The organism is Mesorhizobium monacense (assembly GCF_056781675.1).
Map to the genome: position 1 here is coordinate 146,942 of NZ_JBXAYW010000001.1, position 18,999 is coordinate 165,940.

The 18,999-nt window shown below is 59.8% G+C and carries 18 protein-coding genes and 6 pseudogenes; 15 read left to right on the plus strand and 9 right to left on the minus strand.

What is annotated here, in order from left to right:
* Positions 1-331 precede the first annotated feature (331 nt).
* Both AC1RUK_RS33740 and AC1RUK_RS33745 read right to left on the minus strand, forming a co-directional pair.
* The gene (locus AC1RUK_RS33740; protein WP_481840330.1) at positions 332-490 is read right to left on the minus strand and encodes a hypothetical protein; all 159 of its coding nucleotides are present in this window, start codon (positions 488-490) and stop codon (positions 332-334) included.
* A gap of 87 nt (positions 491-577) precedes the next feature.
* Positions 578-1,240 (minus strand): LysR family transcriptional regulator, encoded by a 663-nt coding sequence (locus AC1RUK_RS33745; protein WP_481840331.1) that lies wholly within the window; start codon positions 1,238-1,240, stop codon positions 578-580.
* 1,207 nt (positions 1,241-2,447) lie between these two features.
* Between AC1RUK_RS33745 and AC1RUK_RS33750 the strand changes: the two genes are divergently transcribed.
* Positions 2,448-2,765 carry an MDR/zinc-dependent alcohol dehydrogenase-like family protein gene (locus AC1RUK_RS33750; protein ID WP_481840332.1) on the plus strand — a complete coding sequence of 106 codons (318 nt, stop codon included), beginning with the start codon at positions 2,448-2,450 and terminating at the stop codon, positions 2,763-2,765.
* A 107-nt stretch (positions 2,766-2,872) separates the two neighbouring features.
* Here the strand turns inward: AC1RUK_RS33750 and AC1RUK_RS33755 are convergent.
* From AC1RUK_RS33755 to AC1RUK_RS33775, 5 genes and pseudogenes are all read right to left on the minus strand, one after another.
* Positions 2,873-2,993, minus strand: a pseudogene (locus AC1RUK_RS33755) (thiazole synthase); the annotation flags it as partial.
* A 23-nt stretch (positions 2,994-3,016) separates the two neighbouring features.
* Positions 3,017-3,592, minus strand: coding sequence for a dihydrofolate reductase family protein (locus AC1RUK_RS33760; protein WP_481836997.1), 576 nt, complete (start codon positions 3,590-3,592; stop codon positions 3,017-3,019).
* Between the two features lie 206 nt (positions 3,593-3,798).
* On the minus strand, positions 3,799-4,332 hold the full coding sequence (locus AC1RUK_RS33765; protein ID WP_481840333.1) for an SRPBCC family protein: 534 nt from the start codon (positions 4,330-4,332) through the stop codon (positions 3,799-3,801).
* Positions 4,329-4,694 (minus strand): ArsR/SmtB family transcription factor, encoded by a 366-nt coding sequence (locus AC1RUK_RS33770; RefSeq protein WP_481836995.1) that lies wholly within the window; start codon positions 4,692-4,694, stop codon positions 4,329-4,331. The genes AC1RUK_RS33765 and AC1RUK_RS33770 overlap by 4 nt, the downstream gene beginning before the upstream one ends.
* 327 nt (positions 4,695-5,021) lie before the next feature.
* Positions 5,022-5,594, minus strand: a pseudogene (locus tag AC1RUK_RS33775) (ATP-binding protein); the annotation flags it as partial.
* 266 nt (positions 5,595-5,860) lie between these two features.
* Between AC1RUK_RS33775 and AC1RUK_RS33780 the strand changes: the two are divergent.
* From AC1RUK_RS33780 to AC1RUK_RS33805, 6 genes and pseudogenes are all read left to right on the plus strand, one after another.
* Positions 5,861-5,980, plus strand: a pseudogene (locus AC1RUK_RS33780) (IS481 family transposase); the annotation flags it as partial.
* A gap of 317 nt (positions 5,981-6,297) precedes the next feature.
* Positions 6,298-7,179 (plus strand): LysR family transcriptional regulator, encoded by an 882-nt coding sequence (locus tag AC1RUK_RS33785; protein ID WP_481840334.1) that lies wholly within the window; start codon positions 6,298-6,300, stop codon positions 7,177-7,179.
* 164 nt (positions 7,180-7,343) lie between these two features.
* A complete protein-coding gene (locus AC1RUK_RS33790; protein WP_481840335.1) occupies positions 7,344-8,006 on the plus strand; it encodes a DsbA family oxidoreductase in 663 nt (220 codons plus the stop codon).
* The gene (locus tag AC1RUK_RS33795; RefSeq protein WP_481840336.1) at positions 7,999-9,078 is read left to right on the plus strand and encodes a cyclase family protein; all 1,080 of its coding nucleotides are present in this window, start codon (positions 7,999-8,001) and stop codon (positions 9,076-9,078) included. The genes AC1RUK_RS33790 and AC1RUK_RS33795 overlap by 8 nt, the downstream gene beginning before the upstream one ends.
* A gap of 309 nt (positions 9,079-9,387) precedes the next feature.
* Entirely contained in the window at positions 9,388-10,800 is a 1,413-nt protein-coding gene (locus AC1RUK_RS33800; RefSeq protein WP_481840571.1) for an epoxide hydrolase family protein, read from the plus strand.
* A gap of 60 nt (positions 10,801-10,860) precedes the next feature.
* The gene (locus tag AC1RUK_RS33805) at positions 10,861-11,499 is read left to right on the plus strand and encodes a VOC family protein (protein ID WP_481840337.1); all 639 of its coding nucleotides are present in this window, start codon (positions 10,861-10,863) and stop codon (positions 11,497-11,499) included.
* A 137-nt stretch (positions 11,500-11,636) separates the two neighbouring features.
* Here AC1RUK_RS33805 and AC1RUK_RS33810 read toward each other — a convergent pair.
* A pseudogene (locus tag AC1RUK_RS33810) lies at positions 11,637-11,840 on the minus strand (ATP-binding protein); the annotation flags it as partial.
* Positions 11,841-11,973: 133 nt separating this feature from the next.
* Here AC1RUK_RS33810 and AC1RUK_RS33815 point away from each other — a divergent pair.
* Positions 11,974-12,228, plus strand: a pseudogene (locus AC1RUK_RS33815) (LysR substrate-binding domain-containing protein); the annotation flags it as partial.
* Between the two features lie 86 nt (positions 12,229-12,314).
* Here AC1RUK_RS33815 and AC1RUK_RS33820 read toward each other — a convergent pair.
* Complete coding sequence (locus tag AC1RUK_RS33820; RefSeq protein ID WP_481840338.1) at positions 12,315-12,563, minus strand: hypothetical protein; 249 nt, start codon at positions 12,561-12,563, stop codon at positions 12,315-12,317.
* A 20-nt stretch (positions 12,564-12,583) separates the two neighbouring features.
* Between AC1RUK_RS33820 and AC1RUK_RS33825 the strand changes: the two genes are divergently transcribed.
* The 7 genes and pseudogenes from AC1RUK_RS33825 (at position 12,584) to AC1RUK_RS33855 (ending at position 18,791) form a co-directional block, all read left to right on the plus strand.
* Positions 12,584-12,736, plus strand: coding sequence for a nitroreductase family protein (locus AC1RUK_RS33825; RefSeq protein ID WP_254022021.1), 153 nt, complete (start codon positions 12,584-12,586; stop codon positions 12,734-12,736).
* 7 nt (positions 12,737-12,743) lie between these two features.
* Positions 12,744-13,676, plus strand: coding sequence for an EamA family transporter (locus AC1RUK_RS33830; protein WP_481840339.1), 933 nt, complete (start codon positions 12,744-12,746; stop codon positions 13,674-13,676).
* Positions 13,673-14,932, plus strand: coding sequence for a hypothetical protein (locus tag AC1RUK_RS33835; protein WP_481840340.1), 1,260 nt, complete (start codon positions 13,673-13,675; stop codon positions 14,930-14,932). Before AC1RUK_RS33830 ends, AC1RUK_RS33835 begins: the two co-directional genes overlap by 4 nt.
* Before the next feature lie 7 nt (positions 14,933-14,939).
* Positions 14,940-15,710, plus strand: coding sequence for a hypothetical protein (locus tag AC1RUK_RS33840; protein WP_006337743.1), 771 nt, complete (start codon positions 14,940-14,942; stop codon positions 15,708-15,710).
* Positions 15,711-15,843: 133 nt separating this feature from the next.
* Complete coding sequence (locus tag AC1RUK_RS33845; protein ID WP_481840341.1) at positions 15,844-16,644, plus strand: sensor histidine kinase; 801 nt, start codon at positions 15,844-15,846, stop codon at positions 16,642-16,644.
* Positions 16,645-16,762: 118 nt separating this feature from the next.
* Positions 16,763-17,706 (plus strand): annotated as a pseudogene (locus tag AC1RUK_RS33850) (IS481 family transposase).
* A 308-nt stretch (positions 17,707-18,014) separates the two neighbouring features.
* On the plus strand, positions 18,015-18,791 hold the full coding sequence (locus AC1RUK_RS33855) for an SDR family NAD(P)-dependent oxidoreductase (RefSeq protein ID WP_481840342.1): 777 nt from the start codon (positions 18,015-18,017) through the stop codon (positions 18,789-18,791).
* Positions 18,792-18,999: the final 208 nt, after the last annotated feature.

Consider the following 18,999-nt stretch of genomic DNA (forward strand, 5'->3'; position numbering starts at 1 on the left):
ATAATGCACAGGGGCCATATGGGAATAGCCCTTCCAAGGAAAAGAAACATCCATTGAAAGGCGAAGTACCCTTATCGTTGGAGATTGCCCCATCTCACGCACCCGCCGAAGCCGGCATTGAATAATGCTCTTTTCGTTGTGACCGCCGCTCGGCTCTAGAAAGGACAGATACCCGCACAGGTGGGCTTAGCCGGCTGTTAGCTTTGTCTTGGGTCGACAAATGCCCGGACAGTGCCGCTGCGCGCCTGACGGGTGCGCCTATACCGGCAACGCTAGACAGCTACCCCGACAGCCTTATATCCAGGTGCATCAAGCTGAGTGGCAGGTGCCATCACGACACGTCATACTGCTGCGCCAGCGAGGCGGAAAGCTGGTCGGCGAAACGGGCAGCGGCCACCGGTAGGGTGCGGCCCTTGAGTTGGCCGACATAGAGCATGCCAGCGGGCACGTCGCGCGGGTCGAGCGGCCGGGAGATCATGTCACCGGTCATCGTCTGGTGGGACAGGCCAATTGGGAAATGGAAGGTGATGATATCCTCCGAGATAGCGTGGTTGCGCAGGAATTCGAAGCTGTCCGATTAAATCACCGGCTCCAGCTGCAGCGATGACGATTGCGCCCCGATGTCGAGCAGGTAGCGCACGCCGTAACTTGATGTGGGAAGCGCGATTGGATAGTCGAGGCAAGCGCGCAAGCGCACCGTCTCGTGAGAAGCCAGCGGATGATCGGGCCGCATAACCGCATGCACCGGCTGGTGCACCCGCATCAGCGTCATGAAAGCAGCCAGCCGGGTTGGCTCGTAGACGATGGCGATGTCGGCCGTGTGATCGACCAAGGCACGCTCGGCCTCCTCCCGGTCGCGCAGGTGCACTCCGAAGGTCACATTCGGATGTTCCTTGCGGTAGAGTGAGATCTGCATCGGCAGATGGTAGGGCAATAGCGCCTGGCTGCAGGCGATCGCCACATGGCCGCGCCGGGCGCCAGCAAGGTCTGAAATCTGCGATTTCACGTGCTCCATATCGGATAACTGGTTGCGCATGTGCTGCACTAGTAGTTCGCCGGCGCTGGACAATCGCACGCCGTGAGGCAGTCGCTCGAAAATCGCGACGCCGAGTTCGGCCTCCATCGCCAATATACGCCGGTTGAGCGCCGTCGAGGTTATGGCGAGCAATTCCGCGGCGGCGCGGATCGAACCGGTCTTGGCCACCACATTGATATAGTGAGCGGAGTTCAGGTAACGCATTGGCAGCCTCCGGCATCACCGCTGCAATTTTTGCAGCAGGCTGAACAAAACATAGCACAAGACAGCAGCACCGTAATCGAGATAATTAATCCTGTCGATACATGGGTGAAGAAGTATCTTCAAGCGACATTGATTGTTTAAAGACAATGAAAGATGGAATAATGTACTTATTCCACTTTCTTCAGTTAATTCATTAATTGAAAGGAGCAACCATGCGCTACATATCAATTGTAAGCTTAGCTTCTCTCGGTCTTGTTGCCCTTGCAAATGTATCGGCGATTGCCGCCGATCAATGCGGCGACGTGACCGCGTCATCGGGCCTACCAGGTTATACTCATCAATGTAGTGTGACCTCCAAGGCCAGCATCGATGAAAGCGTTCTAGCGGACGTCGGCGAGCATAGCTGCGGTTCGGATTGTGCGCAAGTCTACAGTCTGTGCAAGACCAGCAGGGGTAGAGACTGTCGCCAAGAATACAAAACCTGTTCTTGGAAATGCGTCTTTGGTGCGGCAATAACGATTCGCTAGTAAAGAAAACCCGACATTTGAAATCTCTTGTGCGGAATTCTTGTTGGGCGTTTAGTGCGCGGGGTCGGGCGTATGCGCGCCGAAATTACCATCACTGTTTCACCCGCCGACCGCTGCCGCCTTCTAGCTGTGGTCATATGGCATAAGGTCCTTGAACAGAGCTTGGTACGCCAAATGTCATGTTTCGATTTCATTTCGGACTTTACCGAAAACGAATCTATCTTGGGATGGTAGCGTTTGCGACCAAGGGCAACCAATTGGACAACCTTTACACCGCCCCACAAGCGCGAATTGCTCAAGGTGATGTCAGATGCCTTTCAATGGGACACAACGGTGCCAGCGGGTACTCTCGCCCTCGTCAAGCCTGATGGAGAGACGGTAGAATGCACCTTGACCCTGATGAGTGAGTGGCAAGTAAAGCTGCTTGACTACCTCAAAGTGCCTCACGGCGATCAAACCCAATCTTCATAAAGAAACGGCAAGCAACCGGCTATTTCCAGGTGGGTAGCGGGGTGGATGGAAATCCGCTCAGTCCTTGTATCTTCTTGGAAACAAAGCATTTCTTGGGAGAAAATGGTGCCCAGAGGCGGACTCGAACCATTTCGAGGCGGCGTCGCGCCCACCTTAGGCTTCGCGCATCTGGCCGATCGACTGGAACAGCATCAAGAGGCTGATACCATATGACGGATGCCCTCTTGAAGCTGAAACCGAAGGGAACGCTAATCTGGTTTGGGCAAGCAAGCAAAACCGCACCCACCATCAATTTCTTCAAATTCTGGGAGGGTCCACTGTCCAGCACCATCCGCCATTTCGACTATACGGATGACGATGTGGCAATTGGGACTGATCTCGCAACGCTTGTACGTCTTGTCATCGCTGGCAACCTCCATCCGGAGATTGGCTTGGTTCACCACTGGACGGAGACGGCGGGCGCACTCAACGCCTTGAGCGGACGTAAAGTTCGGGGGAACGCCGTTCTGACGGTAACGCAAAACTAGCTTGCCATAGCCGCGCTGGCGACCGCGGGCACATCATGCGCGCCCCCGCGTGTTCGCATTGGAGCTCGGCGACTGCCACGTCGAATTTCAAGCCAAAGGGGACTTCTGGCATCAAGCTGGCGCTCGGCAACGGCAAGATCGTCGGTCGTGTAGGTGGAGGTCTCGACGCCTTCGGAGGCAAGGATCCTTGCCTCCGAAGACATCGGGCTGCAACGTGTCGTGTAGGCCGGAGAAACGCTGGTTTGGTTCGCTCAGCCGATTTTGTAGATCAAACTGAGCCGGCCGCCCGGCAACTGCTCGACCTTGGTGAGCTCCAGGTCGCGGCGCTGCGCGGTGGTCGAAAACAGCACCTTTCCGTCACCGGCGATCAGCGGATAGAGGACGAGGCGAAGCTCATCCACCAGCCCGGCCTCGGTCAGGCTGTCGACGATGGTCGAGCCGCCCATCAGGTAGATGTCCTTGCCGGGCTGACGCTTGAGCGCTGCGACATCGTCGTTGGAGTGCAGGAACTTGGTCATCGGCCAGTTGGCGGACTTCAGCGTGTTCGACAGCACATAATGTGGTGTCTTGGCGGCGAAGCGCGCCCAGGGCAGTTCCTCCCGCGCGGCGAGCTTGCCGGTCATCGGCAGCGGCTGGTCGGGCGCATCCTGGATCGCGGTCCAGTATTGTTCGTAGCCCGGATACATGCGGCCGCCAAGCACACAGGCATCGACCTGATCCATCAGCCCATAATCCTCCGACCAGGCATGCACCCAGTCGGCGATGCCCGTCGGTCCCTCCGACTTGCCATCGACGGAAATCTTCATGGCGGCGATCAATTTACGCATAGCATTCTCCTTGGCGCTCAAGGCGCGATTGTCCGGCCGCACAGCCGGCGGTTGAAATCTTCAGGAATGGAATTGGGAAGCCGCCGACAAAAGCAGCGGTTATCAAGCGAGCACGCGCTCGCTTTCAGTCATCGGTCAGGCAGTCTTATCGGTCAGTCTTGTGGTCGTTCCGGTTCGTCTCCTTCCTGTTGATCGCGTCCTTCGGTTCAGGCCGGCAGGCGCCGGTCGTAGTCCTGCCTCAGTCTCGCCCACCCGTCCCAGAACGGTTCGGGCTGCTCGCCGCGCAAGCGGGCGGCGAGAATGTCGAGGTGGATGTGCCAGCCGGGGGCTATGTTGAGCATCATCGAACGGTCGCCCAGGCGGCGATGGATAATGGTGAGCAGCACGTCATTGCCTCGCGGGGTCAGCTCGAAGGTGACGCCGCCGGTGCTGCCCCAGGTGATGACGAGGCGGTGCGGGCGGTCGATCTCGATAATCTCACCCGGCATGCTATGCACGGCTGGGAATCCCGGCGGGCGCTCGCCGGCCGGCTCGGTCAGTTCGTCATTGCGCCAAGTGAACTCGAAGGCAGCACCGGCCGAAGTGCCCATCGGGCCTGCCGCCATCCATTGTTGGCGCAGCTCCGAATCGGTGATGTAGGCCCAGATGCGCTCGGCCGGACCGGGCAGCAGCCGTTCGATGGTCAAGGTGGCAGGTTCGGTGAGCGTGCCATAGCCATTCGCGGCGGGTTGTTCGTTCATTTGTCGTCTCCCTTCTTTTCCACCGATTTGCGGGCATCGTCCTTCCGCAGCAATCGTTCCAATATGTCGAGTCGCCCCGTCCAGAAGCGCGAGTAGGATCCAAGCCACTCATGTGCGCTGGCCAGCGGCCCGGCTTCGAGGTGGCAGATATGCGTGCGCCCCAGCACTTCGCGGCGGATCAGTCCGGCATTCTCCAGCACCTTGATGTGCTTGGAAGCCGCTGCCAGCGACATCGGGAACGGTTCGGCCAGCTGGCTCACCGTGCGCCCGCCGCCGGCGAGTTCGCGTAGCATCTGCCGGCGGGTCGCATCGCCAAGGGCATGAAAGATCTGGTCCATCTCGCTTGTTAGTAATTCAACCATGTGGTTGAATATGCATAGACGGCTGCTGATTGTCAACCGGTTGGTTGAGTATTATTTTGGGGCTGAAATGATGAACTTCCGGCGCGGTGCGGTCGATGTCCACGGCCACCATCGCCGGTATTTCAAGACCGGAGAATTGTTTGGACTTTGAAGGTGCTGGCAGTCACTGGCGAACCAGTCTCTGTCTGATTTCCCTGTTAGGCGCTGAAAAACAGCGAATTTTCGGCGATTTTGGGCCTCCGAGCCAAATTCGGCCTAAAATCTCGTTGCAGTTTCAACGCCTTGGCAGAAAATTCCCTATTCGGCCCAACAGGGAAAAGAATGCACTTTAACAGGGAAGCGCATGGTCGGCCGGGTCACGGCCTCGCAGATGGCCTCAGCATCGGCCGCATCGTTCTTCTGCCGCTTCAAGTAGGGTTTCACATACTGCGCAGGAAGCAGCCGCACATCATGGCCTCGTGCAATCAGTTCTCTAGCCCAATAGTGCGAGGAGCTGCATGCCTCGATCCCGACGAGGCATCGGGGCAGATTCTCGAAGAACCCCAGGACCCGCCCACGGGTCAGTTTCCTGCGGATGACAACCTCGCCAGCCGCATCCACGCCGTGCACTTGAAAAACCGACTTCGCGATATCCAGACCAATCGTCGTAGCAATGCCCATGGCAGCTCTCCTCCAGCTCTTCGTGGTGAAGAAAGGATCGAAGGCACGGACCATGGTCTCCTGTGTCATGCCGATACCGGTGTCTGCGACGCGGAGCTCGAGGAGGGGCGCATGGCCTTGACGCGCTATTGCGGCGTCTATCGAGATCGAGCCGCCGTCGGGCATCGCGTCGCGCGCGTTGAACACGAGATTCAAGACCGCGTTCTGCAGGCCCAGACGATCGCATCTCGCGGGAGGCATATCGCTTCCGATACGGACCTCAAGCCGAACCTGCGGTTCCCCAGCGCTTCGGATGAGGGTTTCGACCTCGGCCAGGCAGCTACTTACGTTGACGTATTCAGTTTCTCGAAGCGTTTCTCGGGCCCCACCGATCAACTCTCTCACAAGAGCGCCGGCACGTTGCAGTGCTGTCCTGGCGCTGGCGACCACGGGCTCAAGGGCCGGAGCCCTCGAGACGCTCGGATCCCGTGCGACGCGGTTCAACGCGGATGACGCTACCTGGATGAGAACTTTCCGTCTGGCTGCACGGATACAATTGGCATCGACCACATGGCAGCCTAAAGTCAAAAACGCCTATCAGTCGCCTCGCCCTAACCGAGGACAACCTGTTGAGGCTCCACACCTAGAGCGCTTCACCATTTCACGGAAATGGCGACCCGCTCTGTCTTCTTGTTTCTTCGCAATTCTGGACGGAAAACCGCTCACACTTTCCTGGAATTGCTCCTAGCTCCCAGACATTCCGTGTAGACGTCAACTCGGGAGATAAACTATGCTCCCTGCTCGTAGCCCATAGCCCGGCGGGGCCGCCAGGGTGCGGCCGGATTTCGCGCGAATTTCTGCGCCAGGGCGTCTCGCTTCGCAGCCTAACTCGTACAGGAACCCATATGTCTGTAATGCGGCAAGAAAGGTAAGCGGCGCGCAAGTCTTCCCACAGGGACCCGTCATGGATACTTTCAGTACCATGCGCGCCTTTCGGCGCATCGTTGAGCTTGGCGGACTGGCCAGGGCCGCCGAAGATCTGGGATTGTCGTCGGCAGGCCTCAGCAAGCAGCTGCGCGCCTTGGAAGCCCACCTCGACACGGTGCTGCTGCAACGCACGACCCGCAGTATGAGCCTGACGGAATCCGGGCGCGCATATTATGCGGATTGCTGCCGCATCCTTGATGAACTGGACGTGCTTGAACAGTCGATCAGGCGGCAATCCCAGCGCGTCACCGGAAGGCTGAGGCTTAATGCGCCGCTCTCATTCACCCTCAGCATTCTCTCGCCGCTTCTTGCCGAATTTCTGCGGGAGTATCCGGACTTGCAGCTCGATCTGGTGATGGAAGACCGGCTGATAGACGCCGTCGCGCATGGCTTTGACTTGTCGATCCGGCTGCGTTCCAGTCTGGACGATTCCACGTTGATCGCCAGACGGCTTGCCACCGTCAAACAGGTTCTGTGTGCGGCCCCTTCATATCTTGAACAAAATGGCGAGCCCGCAATACCGGACGATCTACAACGTCACAAGATCCTCATCTATAGTCTGGCACAAATGCAGGATATCGTCCCCACGGCAGCCGGCAGTGAGCGAAGCCAGATCAACAACAGCCTGCTGCTGCGCGACCTGCTCATCGCAGGCTTGGGAATTGGCGCACTGCCTTCCTTCCTCGCAGACCCGGCGATTGCGCGCGGCGAACTTCGGCGTGTCCTTCCCGCCTTCATGGATGAGCCGCGCCATGTCTATGCGGTCTATCCAACCACCCGCCATCTTCAACCCAAGGTAAAGGCCTTCGTGGAATTTCTGGGCCGTCGCCTGCCTTCCGTCATGAACGACTACAGCTAGCGTCCCAAAGCACGCAGGCTGGCAACCAAATCCTGTAATCCTGCTGCTGCCTACCGGTATTCTTGACCGGCAGCGAAAACTGTCCGTACCACGACGAGCTTACTCCCCCGCCACGCTGTCCGTAAGTTGATGTCATCGAACAGATCGACATCACAAAGGACAGGATGATGACGCTACAAACCCCCACCCGCCACACAGCCCCGTTGATCGTCGATTTCTTTCACGATGTCGTTTGCGGCTGGTGCTATGTCATGTCACCACGTTTGCGGCAGGTCGCAGCCGAGCTAGATATCGAGGTCCGCCATCGCAGCTTCGTCCTGCAGGATTCCCGTGAAAGGATAGTGCAGGCTTTCGGCACGATGGAGAAGGCTAAGACCGAGATCCTTGACCATTGGGAAGCCTGCGCGAAACAGGATGACGAGCAGCGCTTCGATATTCAAGGCATGCGCGCCGAAAGCTTCGAATATCCTAGTGGTCTTGCTGGCGCGCTCGCCTGCCAGGCAGCCTATATAATAGGCGGCGATGCTGCCCACTGGGACTATTTCGATGCTGTCCAAAATGCCCATCTCAGCCAGCATCGCAATATCGGCAACCGTTCCGTGTTGCTCGACATCGCTGTCGATCTGGGTTTCGCGCGCGACGTCTTTGCCTCTCGCATGAACAGTGAAGCCGCCGGTAACCGGGTGCAGGCCGACCGCGACGAGGCCCGCAAGCTGGGCATTCGCTCCATTCCCACCCTGATCGTCGGTCCAGATCTCGACCGATTGCAAACCATGCCTGCACCGGCGCTCAAGGCCCGGCTGCAAGCTGTCATGCAGAATGCATGACAGCTTCTCGGAAACTCTCGGCCCCAACCTCCGAAAGGAAAGAAAACATGAGACGCTCCCGTACACTTCGCGCCTGCTATTGCTCGGCAGCGCCAGCCTTTCGACCGAAGCACAAATAGCCCATGCCGACGGTAACGCAAAAGTGCCCGTTGCCACCAGTGGTCAGGAAGTTGGCATCAGCCCGTGGGGTCCGGACGATGAAATCGGCCGCCTCAACCTGATCACGCCGGAATCGCGCGCCGCCGTCCTGTCGCGGATCAAGGGCGGCAAGGCATACGATCTGGCGACGGACTACTATATCGGCATGCCGAGCTGGCAGGCTGCGGGCGATCCACATTACCAGTTCTGGATGACCCATACGCCGCGCGGCACGGAGGTGGATGACCCGATGGGCGTCGGCAAGGAAATGAATGCCACCCGTAGCTACACGGGATCGGCGTTTTCCATGTACAGCCATACCGGCACCCACATCGACGCGCTCAACCATTTCGGTATTCATGGCAAGATCTGGAACGGTTTCAAGACCGACGAGCATCTCGGCGATCGCGGCTGGAAGCGCACCGGCATTGAAAAGTTTCCGCCACTCATCGCCCGGGGCGTCATGATCGATATTGCCGCGGCCAAGCGCGTGGATATGCTGTCGGACGGTTATCGAATCACCCGTCAGGATATCGAAGACGCACTGGCACGCCAGAACTCCACCCTGCAGGAAGGCGACATCGTCCTGATCCGAACCGGCCGTATGAAACTGTTCAACGACCCGCAAGCCTATATGGCGAACCCTCCCGGCATGGGACTGGATGCGGCACGCTACCTCGTCGAGGAAGGTGGCGCGATGGTGGTCGGCGCGGACAATCTGAGCTTCGAAGCCTTTCCTTCGGAAGTGCCGGACGACTATGTGCCGCTCCACACCTATCTGCTGGCGCAGCAGGGCGCTCCGATCATCGAGTTGCTCGCACTTGATGAGCTGTCACGGGACAAGGTCTATGAGTTCGCCTTCATTGGCGGCCCGCTGAAAATCCGTGGCGGCGATGCTGCGCCTCTGCGTCCGGTTGCTCTGCCACTCCAGTAGCTGAAAACTGGCTTTGCAATATCGAAGCGGAGGCTTACGTCCGCATGAGCACCGAGCCAGTGAGGATGGGCGATTCTCCGCTTTCTGTCACGGAGGAAAAGCGGATCGTGAGCACGCCCCGATGCGAATGGCGGCGATGCTGCCTGCAGCAGTTCGAAGAGATCGACCTCTACGCGTTAGGGTCGAAAGTCACGCATTTTGCGCAAAAGTGCCCGCCACGTGGCGGTTATTCACGCGCATCGTGGGTGAACACAAATGATGGCAAGCGGCGCAATCAGGCGCCGGACCAACCAAAACTCGAGGTTCAAAATGAGTGATACACGCAAACTCGTCGCCGTTGATGGCGCATCGCAGAATATCGGCTCAGGCCCGGCGGATGCCTTGCCGAGCAAGGGCAATCGCGTCGCCAAGCCGCGCTCACGACAATCGCTTCGGCGGATGCTCGCTGCAGCTTCGGCCGGGGCAATCGGACTTTTGGTCGCAACGGCGGCATCCGTGGAGGGGGCCGCCACCAAGGCGCCGGCCGCGACCGTCCAACCCGCGCTGGATACGTCGATCCGCCCGTTCAGCTTCCAGGCGTCCGAGGCAGCACTGGCTGACCTCAAGCAGCGGGTCAAAGTGACGCGATGGCCGGACCAAGAACTCGTTCAAGACGACACGCAGGGCGTTCGGCTTGAGACGATGCAGAAACTCGCCGACTACTGGGCGAACCAGTACGACTGGCACAGGGCCGAAGCGAACCTCAACAAATATCCCCAGTTCGTCACCAACATAGACGGCGTGGACATCCACTTCATCCATGTGAAGTCGAAGCACAAGAACGCGTTGCCCGTGATCATCACGCACGGCTGGCCCGGCTCGATCATCGAGCAACTGAAGATCATCGATCCGTTGACCAATCCCACAGCGCACGGCAGCACCGCAGCAGATGCGTTTGACGTCATAATTCCATCAATCCCCGGTTACGGCTTTTCCGGCAAACCCACCGAGCTCGGCTGGGACCCGCAGCGTGTCGCGCGGGCCTGGGCCGTTCTGATGGAGGACCGCCTGGGTTACAAGAAATATGTCGCACAGGGCGGCGACTGGGGTGACGCAGTTAACGAGCAGATGGCGCTACAGAAGCCTGCGGGGCTGCTTGGCATCCACACCAACATGCCCGGCACGCTTCCCGATAACATTTCAGCGGCGCTGGCCGGCGGTCCGCAGCCGACGGGCCTGACGGGCGACGAGGAGTATGCGTGGAAGCAGCTCGATTTCTTCTACAAGCATCGTGTCGGCTACGCGTTGGAAATGGGAGCCCGGCCACAGACACTCTACGGTCTGGACGATTCGCCGATCGCCCTTGCCGCGTGGATGATTGATCATGATCCGGAAAGCCAGAAGCTGATCGGCCGCGTCTTTGACGGGGCGTCCGAAGGGCTGACGCGCGATGACATCCTCGACAACATCACGCTCTACTGGCTGACTAACACGGGGCTGTCTTCGGGCCGCCTCTTCTGGGAAAGCAAGCTCGCTTTCTTCGCGCCCAAGGGCGTGACGATCCCGGTCGCGGTGAGCGCTTTTCCTGACGAAATCTACACCGCTCCCCGCAGCTGGACCGAGAAAGCCTTTCCGAAGCTGATCCACTACAATCGCCTGCCTAAGGGTGGGCACTTTGCGGCCTGGGAACAGCCGGAAGTCTTCACTGAAGAGTTGCGAGCCTCGTTCAGGTCGCTGCGCTAGTCGCTTTGAGAAAACACGGCGCGCTCAACGCGCCGTGTTCCCAATTACAAGGAGAAAGCCATGACCAATGCAACCCAAACTCCGACAGTGCAAACGGTCGATCTGAAGCTCGAGGTCGTCGTCATCCCTGTTTCCGACGTCGATCGTGCCAAGAGTTTCTATGGTGGCCTCGGTTGGAGGCTCGACGCCGACTTCGCCGTCGGCGACACATTCCGGGTCGTGCAGTTCACCCCGCCCGGCTCGCCGAGCTCGATCCATTTCGGCACGGGGCTGACGTCGGCCGCGCCCGGCTCGGCAAGCGGGCTCTACCTCGTCGTGTCGGATATCGAGGCCGCGCGTGCCGAACTCATCGGTCGCGGCGCCAACGTCAGCGAGGTCATCCACCGCGCCGGTCCGGGGCAGCCGCCGATCAACGGTCGGGATCCGGAGGGCCGCAGCTACCGCTCCTACGCCTCGTTCAGCGATCCGGACGGCAACGGTTGGCTATTGCAGGAAGTCACCGAGCGATTGCCAGGGCGCGTGGATACGGACATTACGACATTCACCTCGTCGAGCGAACTCGCAGCAGCGCTCCGGCGCGCGGCGGCCGCCCACGGCGAACACGAGAAGCGAACCGGGGGCAAGCATGATGAGAATTGGCCGGACTGGTACGCCGTCTACATCGTCCGGGAACAGGCCGGCGGGCCGCTGCCATCATGAGCGACTGCCCCGCATGAACCGGTTTAGAAACGGGGCGGCGGAGGCCGCCTCGTACTTCCGTCGGGGCGGTCTGGGCGTGGACGTCCGTGGCCTTCGAAATCGGCCCCCAGGGAGGAAGAACGGCTTCAGAACCGCCTTTCGGGAATGCCGGGGCCGCGGTCGAGCACTTTGATGGCCACGGTTTCGTTAGTAAGCTTCCGCGCCTCTATTTCCGCACGGCCGCCAGATTTCAGCGCATTGTCGATCAAGTTGGTAAGAAGCCGCCTGAGAGAGTGGCAGGGTCACGATGCCGCCGGCGCTCACTTCGGTAATCGCGCCGCCTCGCCGGTACTCTGATAATCATCCGGATAAAGGTCTTTCGGAATTGCCGTGGGCCGCTTCGTGTATTGCCGAGGCCTTACAATGACTCGCGTCTATCAATGGAAGTTTACGGGATGCTACCTCGCTGCTGGGTGCGCGGCATCCGGCAGTGAGCGAAGCCAGATCAACAACAGCTTGCTGCTCCGCGACCTGCTTATCGCGGGCTTGGGAATTGGCGCACTGCCTTCCTTCCTCGCAGATCCGGCGATTGCGCGCGGCGAACTTCGGCGTGTCCTTCCCGCCTTCATGGATGAGCCGCGCCATGTCTATGCGGTCTATCCAACCACCCGCCATCTTCAACCCAAGGTAAAGGCCTTCGTGGAATTTCTGGGCCGTCGCCTGCCTTCCGTCATGAACGACTACAGCTAGCCCCACAAAGGCCGCAACTATCTCTTTGCCCCACATGTGAATGTTGCGGGCAGGCTGGCACCCAAATCCTGTGATCCTGCTGCTGCCTACCGGTATTCTTGACCGGCAGCGAAAACTGTCCGTACCACGACAAGCTTACTCCCCCGCCCCGCTGTCCGTAAAATGATGTCCATCGAACAGATCGACATCACAAAGGACAGGACGATGACGCGATCGGAACTTGCCAATGTCACACGGTTGACGAGCCTCGCTGCGTTGACGGCCTCGATCGCGCACGAAGCGGTTCGCAGCGCTACGCTCGGCGCTTCGATGCTGATGATGGCTGCATCCGCCATGGGCTTCTCGACCGGCCCCGATGGTCGACTTCAACGCCTATGCGATGGTTGCCGAATTTGGGCTCGCGCTGGACGAATTTCCCGTGATGCTCGTGGCTCTGGGGCACGGCCTGCCGCAAAACTGGCCGCAGAAACCGCGGCGGCCGGTCGAAACAGTCCTCGAACTCGTGTGAGGCCGTCATGACCAGCCGTATTGCCTATGTCCTGGCGACCGCAGTCGCACCCGCAATATGGGGAACCACCTATATCGTCACCACTGAGTTCCTGCCACCGGATCGGCCCTTGACCGTCTCCATACTGAGAGCGCTACCGGCGGGGCTGCTGCTGCTCGCGGCCGTGCGTTCGCTGCCAAGCGGCAAATGGTGGGGTCGCGTTTTTCTCCTGGGAGCCCTCAATTTTTCAATCTTCTGGTATCTGCTGTTCGTTGCCGCCTATCGACTGCCTGGTGGCGTCGCGGCCACGGTAGGGGCTATGCAGCCGCTTTTCGTGCTTTTCCTAGCGCGCTTCATGATCGGAACGTCGATACGCCCAGTTTCCGTCTTTGCTGCGCTTGCCGGAGTTCTCGGCGTCGCCATACTAATACTGCAGCCAAATGCGAGGTTCGATCCGGTGGGACTTATAGCCGGTCTCGGCAGTGCCGTATCTCTTGCGGCGGGCTTAGTGCTGAGCAAACGCTGGCAAGCGCCGGTCTCGGCGCTCACTTTCTCGGCCTGGCAACTAACCGCCGGCGGATTGCTGCTTTTGCCGTTCGCTCTTGCGGTGGAGCCAGCCCTGCCCATTCCGAGCGCGAAGAACTTGGCCGGCTTCATCTGGCTTGCCGTGCCCGGCGCGGCTTTGACCTACATCCTTTGGTTTCGCGGCATTGCGCGGCTCGGACCTGCGGCTGTCGCGCCGCTCGGCCTGCTGAGCCCGGTCGTCGCGGTGGTAATCGGCTGGATGGTGCTCGGCCAGAGCCTCGGAGCGTTCCAACTAACTGGTATGGCGATCGTGCTGCTCAGCGTTTGGGCGGGGCAGAAGGTCCCGCAGGCCGCTCAGGTACCTCGACCTAGCAGAATGCGTGACCGCATCTCCCGAAAACTTTCAGCCTCCAACCTCGAAAGGAAGAAAACATGAAACCCTCCCGTACAATTCGCGTAATTGGCCTGCTCTTGCTCGGCAGCGCGAGTCTTTTGACCGAAGCACAAATAGCCCATGCCGCCGACGTGAAGTCCGTTTCGAGGCTCGCATTCGGCCCCGACAGCATTCTCTTTGTTGCAGACTGGAAAGGCGCCCAGGTGCATGCGCTGGCGTTGCCGGCGCCCTTGCCCAGCAACGGCGAAGGCACCTTCAATATCGTGGACCTGGAGGCGTTGCTTTCCAAGTCGCTAGGCGCTGGCAAGGTCAAGGTCGAAGACATGGCGGCGCGCCCTGGCTCGGGCGAGGTGTACCTGGCGGTGAGCATCGGAGCGAACAAGACGCCGGCGGTTGTTGCCGTGACTTCCGACAAAAAGGTGCGCGAGCTCAACCTTGCGAGCATCAAGTCTACGACGGTTGCGCTGAAGAACCCGAACAACTCCAACTACGAGTTCTGGAAGGAAACACCGGAACGCAGCTTCACTGTCACGGACATGAAGTGGAACAACGGCGAGTTGTTCGTTGCGGGCCTGTCAAATCAGGATTTCGCGTCAACTCTGCGTCGCATCCCGTACCCGTTCACCAGCCAACAGACGATGACGTCAGTGGAGATCTACCACACCACGCACAACCAGATTGAAACGCGCGCTCCCATTCGCGCAATGTCGTTCGCAACGCTTGGCGGAAAGCCGTACGTCGTCGCCGCGTATCTCTGCACGCCGCTCGTGACCATCCCGCTCGAGGACTTGAAGGACAGTGCGCACATCAAGGGCAAGGCCATCGCGGAACTGGGCTACGGCAACACCCCCGCGGACATGATTTCGTACAGCGCCAAGGACCCGAGCGGCAAGCCGCAAGACATGCTGATGCTGTTGAATTACCAACGCTCGGGCAACATCATCCCGGTCTCCGAGGTCGAGGCTGCGAACGAGAAGCCAGGCATCGACAAGCCCGTGCCTGCCGGCCAAATCGTCGGCGTGCAGGAGACGCCGGCACCGCTGGTGGGGGCCACCCGCATCGACAACCTCGACGACCAGTTCTTCATCGTTGTGCGCCGAGAGCTGGAGAAGGATGCCCTGCAGTTGGTGTCGTTCGACAAGGCCATGCTCTTCCGGCTAACCGATTACGTCTCCGAGTACGACTTTCCGCAGTACCGCTACAACAACAACACATTCCAGCTCAAGAACTTCAAGCCTGCCCATGACATCCTGATGAAGCAGGAAGGGTTCCCCGAGCTCATCGGTTCGCACGAGTGAGGCCGGTGTGACGAAGGCGTTGCGCGCTCTGTGCGCCCTGGCCCTATGGACAGCGGCCGCCGCTCAGGCGGTCGCTGCCCAGTTGGTGCCTGTTGCCGTCCAACCGTCAGGGCCTGAGGTGCCAGCGAACCTGTTACGCATCTCCCTGGTGTTCGCGCAGCCTGTCGGCGAGCAGGTCCTGCCACGGCTAGAGCTGCGCCAGGCCAACGGCAATGTCATCGACAAGCCGTTTTTGGAGCAGGAACTCTGGTCTCCCAGCGGCAAGATCTTGACGGTGCTTCTGCATCCTGGGCGCGTGAAGAGCGGGCTCATCGCCCATGACACCGTCGGACCTGTGCTCCACGCCGACGGGCTGGTGGTGCTGACGTTGGGCGGTCAGGAAATCAAGCGCTGGAAGGTGGGTTCGGACGACCACGATGGCCCGCGCCCATCCGGCTGGAACGTCGGAAGCGTCCGCGCAGGCACACGCGAGCCGCTGGTAGTGGAGCTGGACGCGCCTATCGACGGTCGGGATGTCGACTACCTCGCGGTTGCGAACTCGAGTAATCGCCGAATCCAGGGGCGCGCTCGGCTCGAAGTTGGCGAAAAGAGATGGATCTTTGCGCCCGACGCTCCCTGGACTGAATTGAGGTACACGCTGGCCGTCTTTGGCAACCTCGAGGATGCTTCTGGCAACCGGTTGAACGGACACTTCGAGTCGCCCGGGACTGCGCCTGAGCCGACCGCTGCCGACGTCTACATCCCTCTAGCGATTGACCGAGCGCTGGTGACGCCGTAAGCGCCGCTTACGCAGTTCCACCGGTATTTTTCGCCGGCAGCGAAAACTGTCCGCACCACGACGAGCTTATTCCCCCGCCACGTTGTCCGTAAGTTGATGTCAATCGAACAGATCGACATTAACAAAGGATTCGATGATGACGCGCGCGGAACTTGCCGATGTCACACGGTTGACGAGCCTCGCTGCGTTGACTGCCTCTATCGCTCACGAGGTCAACCAGCCGCTGGCCGGTATCATCACCAACGCCAGCACCTGTCTCAGGATGCTGGCCGCCGACCCGCCCAATGTTGAGGGCGCCCGCGAGACCGCGCGCCGCACCATCCGCGACGGCAATCGCGCGGCCGATGTGATCACGCGGCTGCGTGCTCTTTTTAGCAAGCGGGCAGCCGCGATCGAACCCATCGATCTTAACGAGGCCACTGTCGAGGTAGTTGCCCTGTTGTCAGGCGACCTGCAGCGAAATCGCGCGATTCTGCGCACCAAACTTGCCGACGGGCTGCCGAGGGTCGGCGGCAACCGCGTCCAGCTCCAACAGGTGATCATGAATCTGTTGCGCAATGCTGTGGATGCGATGACCGACGTGGACGATCGCGCGCGGTCAATATTGCTCAAGACTGAGCCGGACCAGGAAGGCCATGTACGCCTCTCGGTGCAGGACGCCGGCGTCGGCTTTGGCCCTGCGGGTCCTGACCGGATCTTCGATGCGTTTTACACCACCAAGAGCGACGGCATGGGAATCGGACTCTATGTCAGCTGCTCCATCATCGAGAACTTTAACGGGCGCCTCTGGGCTCAGGGAAACGATGGCCCAGGCGCCACGCTCTGCTTTTCGATCCCGGAATACGTTCCGGATCCCGCGACAGCAGATCATATTGGCCCGAGACGGGCGCCGGTGAGCGGGTGCAGGCCGACCCGTGACCAAGTCCGTAGCTGAGCAACCGATCCCACTTTTCCCGGAACTGCTCTAGCTGTGAGCTTTCAGGAGGTTGTCCATTCGGACCGGACCGAGGAGACTGGAGTTACCAGGCTTCAGCACTCACCGGAGGGTCCGAATGAACATCCACAAGAATGCCCGTCTCGCGCCGCTGCGTCGAGAGGAGATGGCGCTGGCGGTGATAGAAGGCGGTTTTTCGAAAGCCCATGCGGCGCGGACGTATGGCGTGTCGGCCAAGATCGTGGCTCGCTGGGTCGAGCGCTACAAGGCCGAGGGCCACGCGGGCATGGCCGACCGTTCGTCACGGCCCAACGTCATGCCAGGTCTGACCGGCCAGGCCGTGGCCGAGCGCATCGTCGTCCTGCGCCGCCAACGACTGACCGGCAAGCACATCGCCATGGAGGTAGGCGCCTCGCCCGCCACCGTCAGCCGGGTTCTCAGGCGTGCAGGGTTGTCGCGCCTGAGGGACCTCGCGTCAGCCGAACCGATCCGCGAGCATCCCGGCGACATGATCCACATCGACATCAAGAAGCTTGGGCGATTTGAACGGGTTGGCCACCGCATCACCGATGATCGCACAGGCCAGTCCAACAGTCGAGGCGTGGGCTGGGAGTTCGTCCATGTCTGCATCGACGACGCTTCCCGCATCGCCTTCTCGCAGATCCTGCCCGACGAGAAAAAGGAGCGCGCCATCGCCTTCCTCAAGGCGGCGGTTGCCTACTACGCCAGCCTCGGCGTCACGATAGCCCGCGTCATGAGCGACAACGGCTCCTGCTACAGATCGAAGGCTTTCGCCAAGGCCTGCCGCGATCTCGGCCTCAAGCACGTCACGACAAGGCCTATACGCCCAAGACCAATGGCAAGGCCGAGCGCTTCATCCAGACGGCGTTGCGCGAATGGGCCTAGGCCATTGCCTATCCGACATCAAATCACCGCGCCGTGGAACTTCCCGTCTGGCTGCACAGATACAATTGGCATCGACCACATGGCAGCCTAAAGTCAAAAACGCCTATCAGTCGCCTCGCCCTAACCGAGGACAACCTGTTGAGGCTCCACACCTAGAGCAGCACCGAGCGCCCTGGCCGATATGATCGTGAGCCGCTCCTGACCCAAGTACATCACGATGAGACCGACAAGCACTGGATCAATGAAGTAGATCAGAATCACCAGGCTGACTGGAAGGTAGTTTCACAGCCCCTAGATAGCCGTAGAGCACTACGGCATAGGCCACGCCCATTGCCAAGGCTATCCGCATTGGTCTGCGTGGAATTGCGATCGGCTGGTGCAAGGTCGCCAACAACACGAGCGTGTGTGATCACTACCGAAAAGATACTTGCGGCCGGTGATGACGCTTAGAGAGGAGATTGATTGTGATCCGCTACAAGAACAAGAGAGCGATCATCACAGGAGGCGCCCAAGGCATTGGTCTTGCATGTGCTCAGCGACTGCTGAACGAAGGCGCACAGGTTCTCGCGGCGGACATTCAGAAATGGGAGGGGAGTGCTGCGTCGAGCGTCCTGGGCGAAAGCGAGCGGTTCAGATATCGGCGGACTGACGTCACTTCTCGGCAGGAAGTCGAGGCGATGGTCGCCGAGGCGGTGGCCTCATTTGGAGGCGTTGATGTCCTAATATCCAACGTTGGGGTGGCGAAGAAAAAGCCATTTCTGGAACTCACGGACGGGGACCTCGCGACCGGCTTTCAGATCAATCTTGTTTCCATGATTCTTTGCGGTCAGGCGGTGGCCCGACAGATCAAGACTCAGGGGACGCCGGGGGCAATTGTGCACATGTCTTCCGTGAACGGCGTGATGGCGATGCCAGGCTACGCCGTTTACAACGTGTCCAAGGGTGGCATCGAGCAACTCACTAGGGTGATGGCTCTTGAGCTTGCCCCTCTCGGAATCCGGGTCAATGCTGTTGGTCCCGGCACAATCCTCACCGAAATGAGCCGCAGCAACGTGTTGTCCGATAACGAAGCAAGGCGCACAATTCTGTCTCGTTCGCCCCTTGGTCGGTTTGGCGAACCAGAGGATGTTGCATCGGTGGTCGCCTTCCTGGCGAGCGATGATGCAGCTTATGTGACCGGCGAAACCGTCTTCATCGATGGGGGCCGGCGAGCTCTCAACTACGTCGTCCCGGTCGCGTGAAGTGTCGATCAATGCTTAGACCTGAGAGACACCGCACTTACTATCGGCGCGACGACGATCGCATAACTCGTTGCCCGAAGGCACCGTGGTGCGGGTGAAGGCACGAGTAGAGGTGATTGCAAACGGGATCACCTTATGGCTCCAGACTTTCAACGTGCCGACGATCTCGCACTCTGTCGTATTCTTGGCCAGCGACGATACTGTGCCG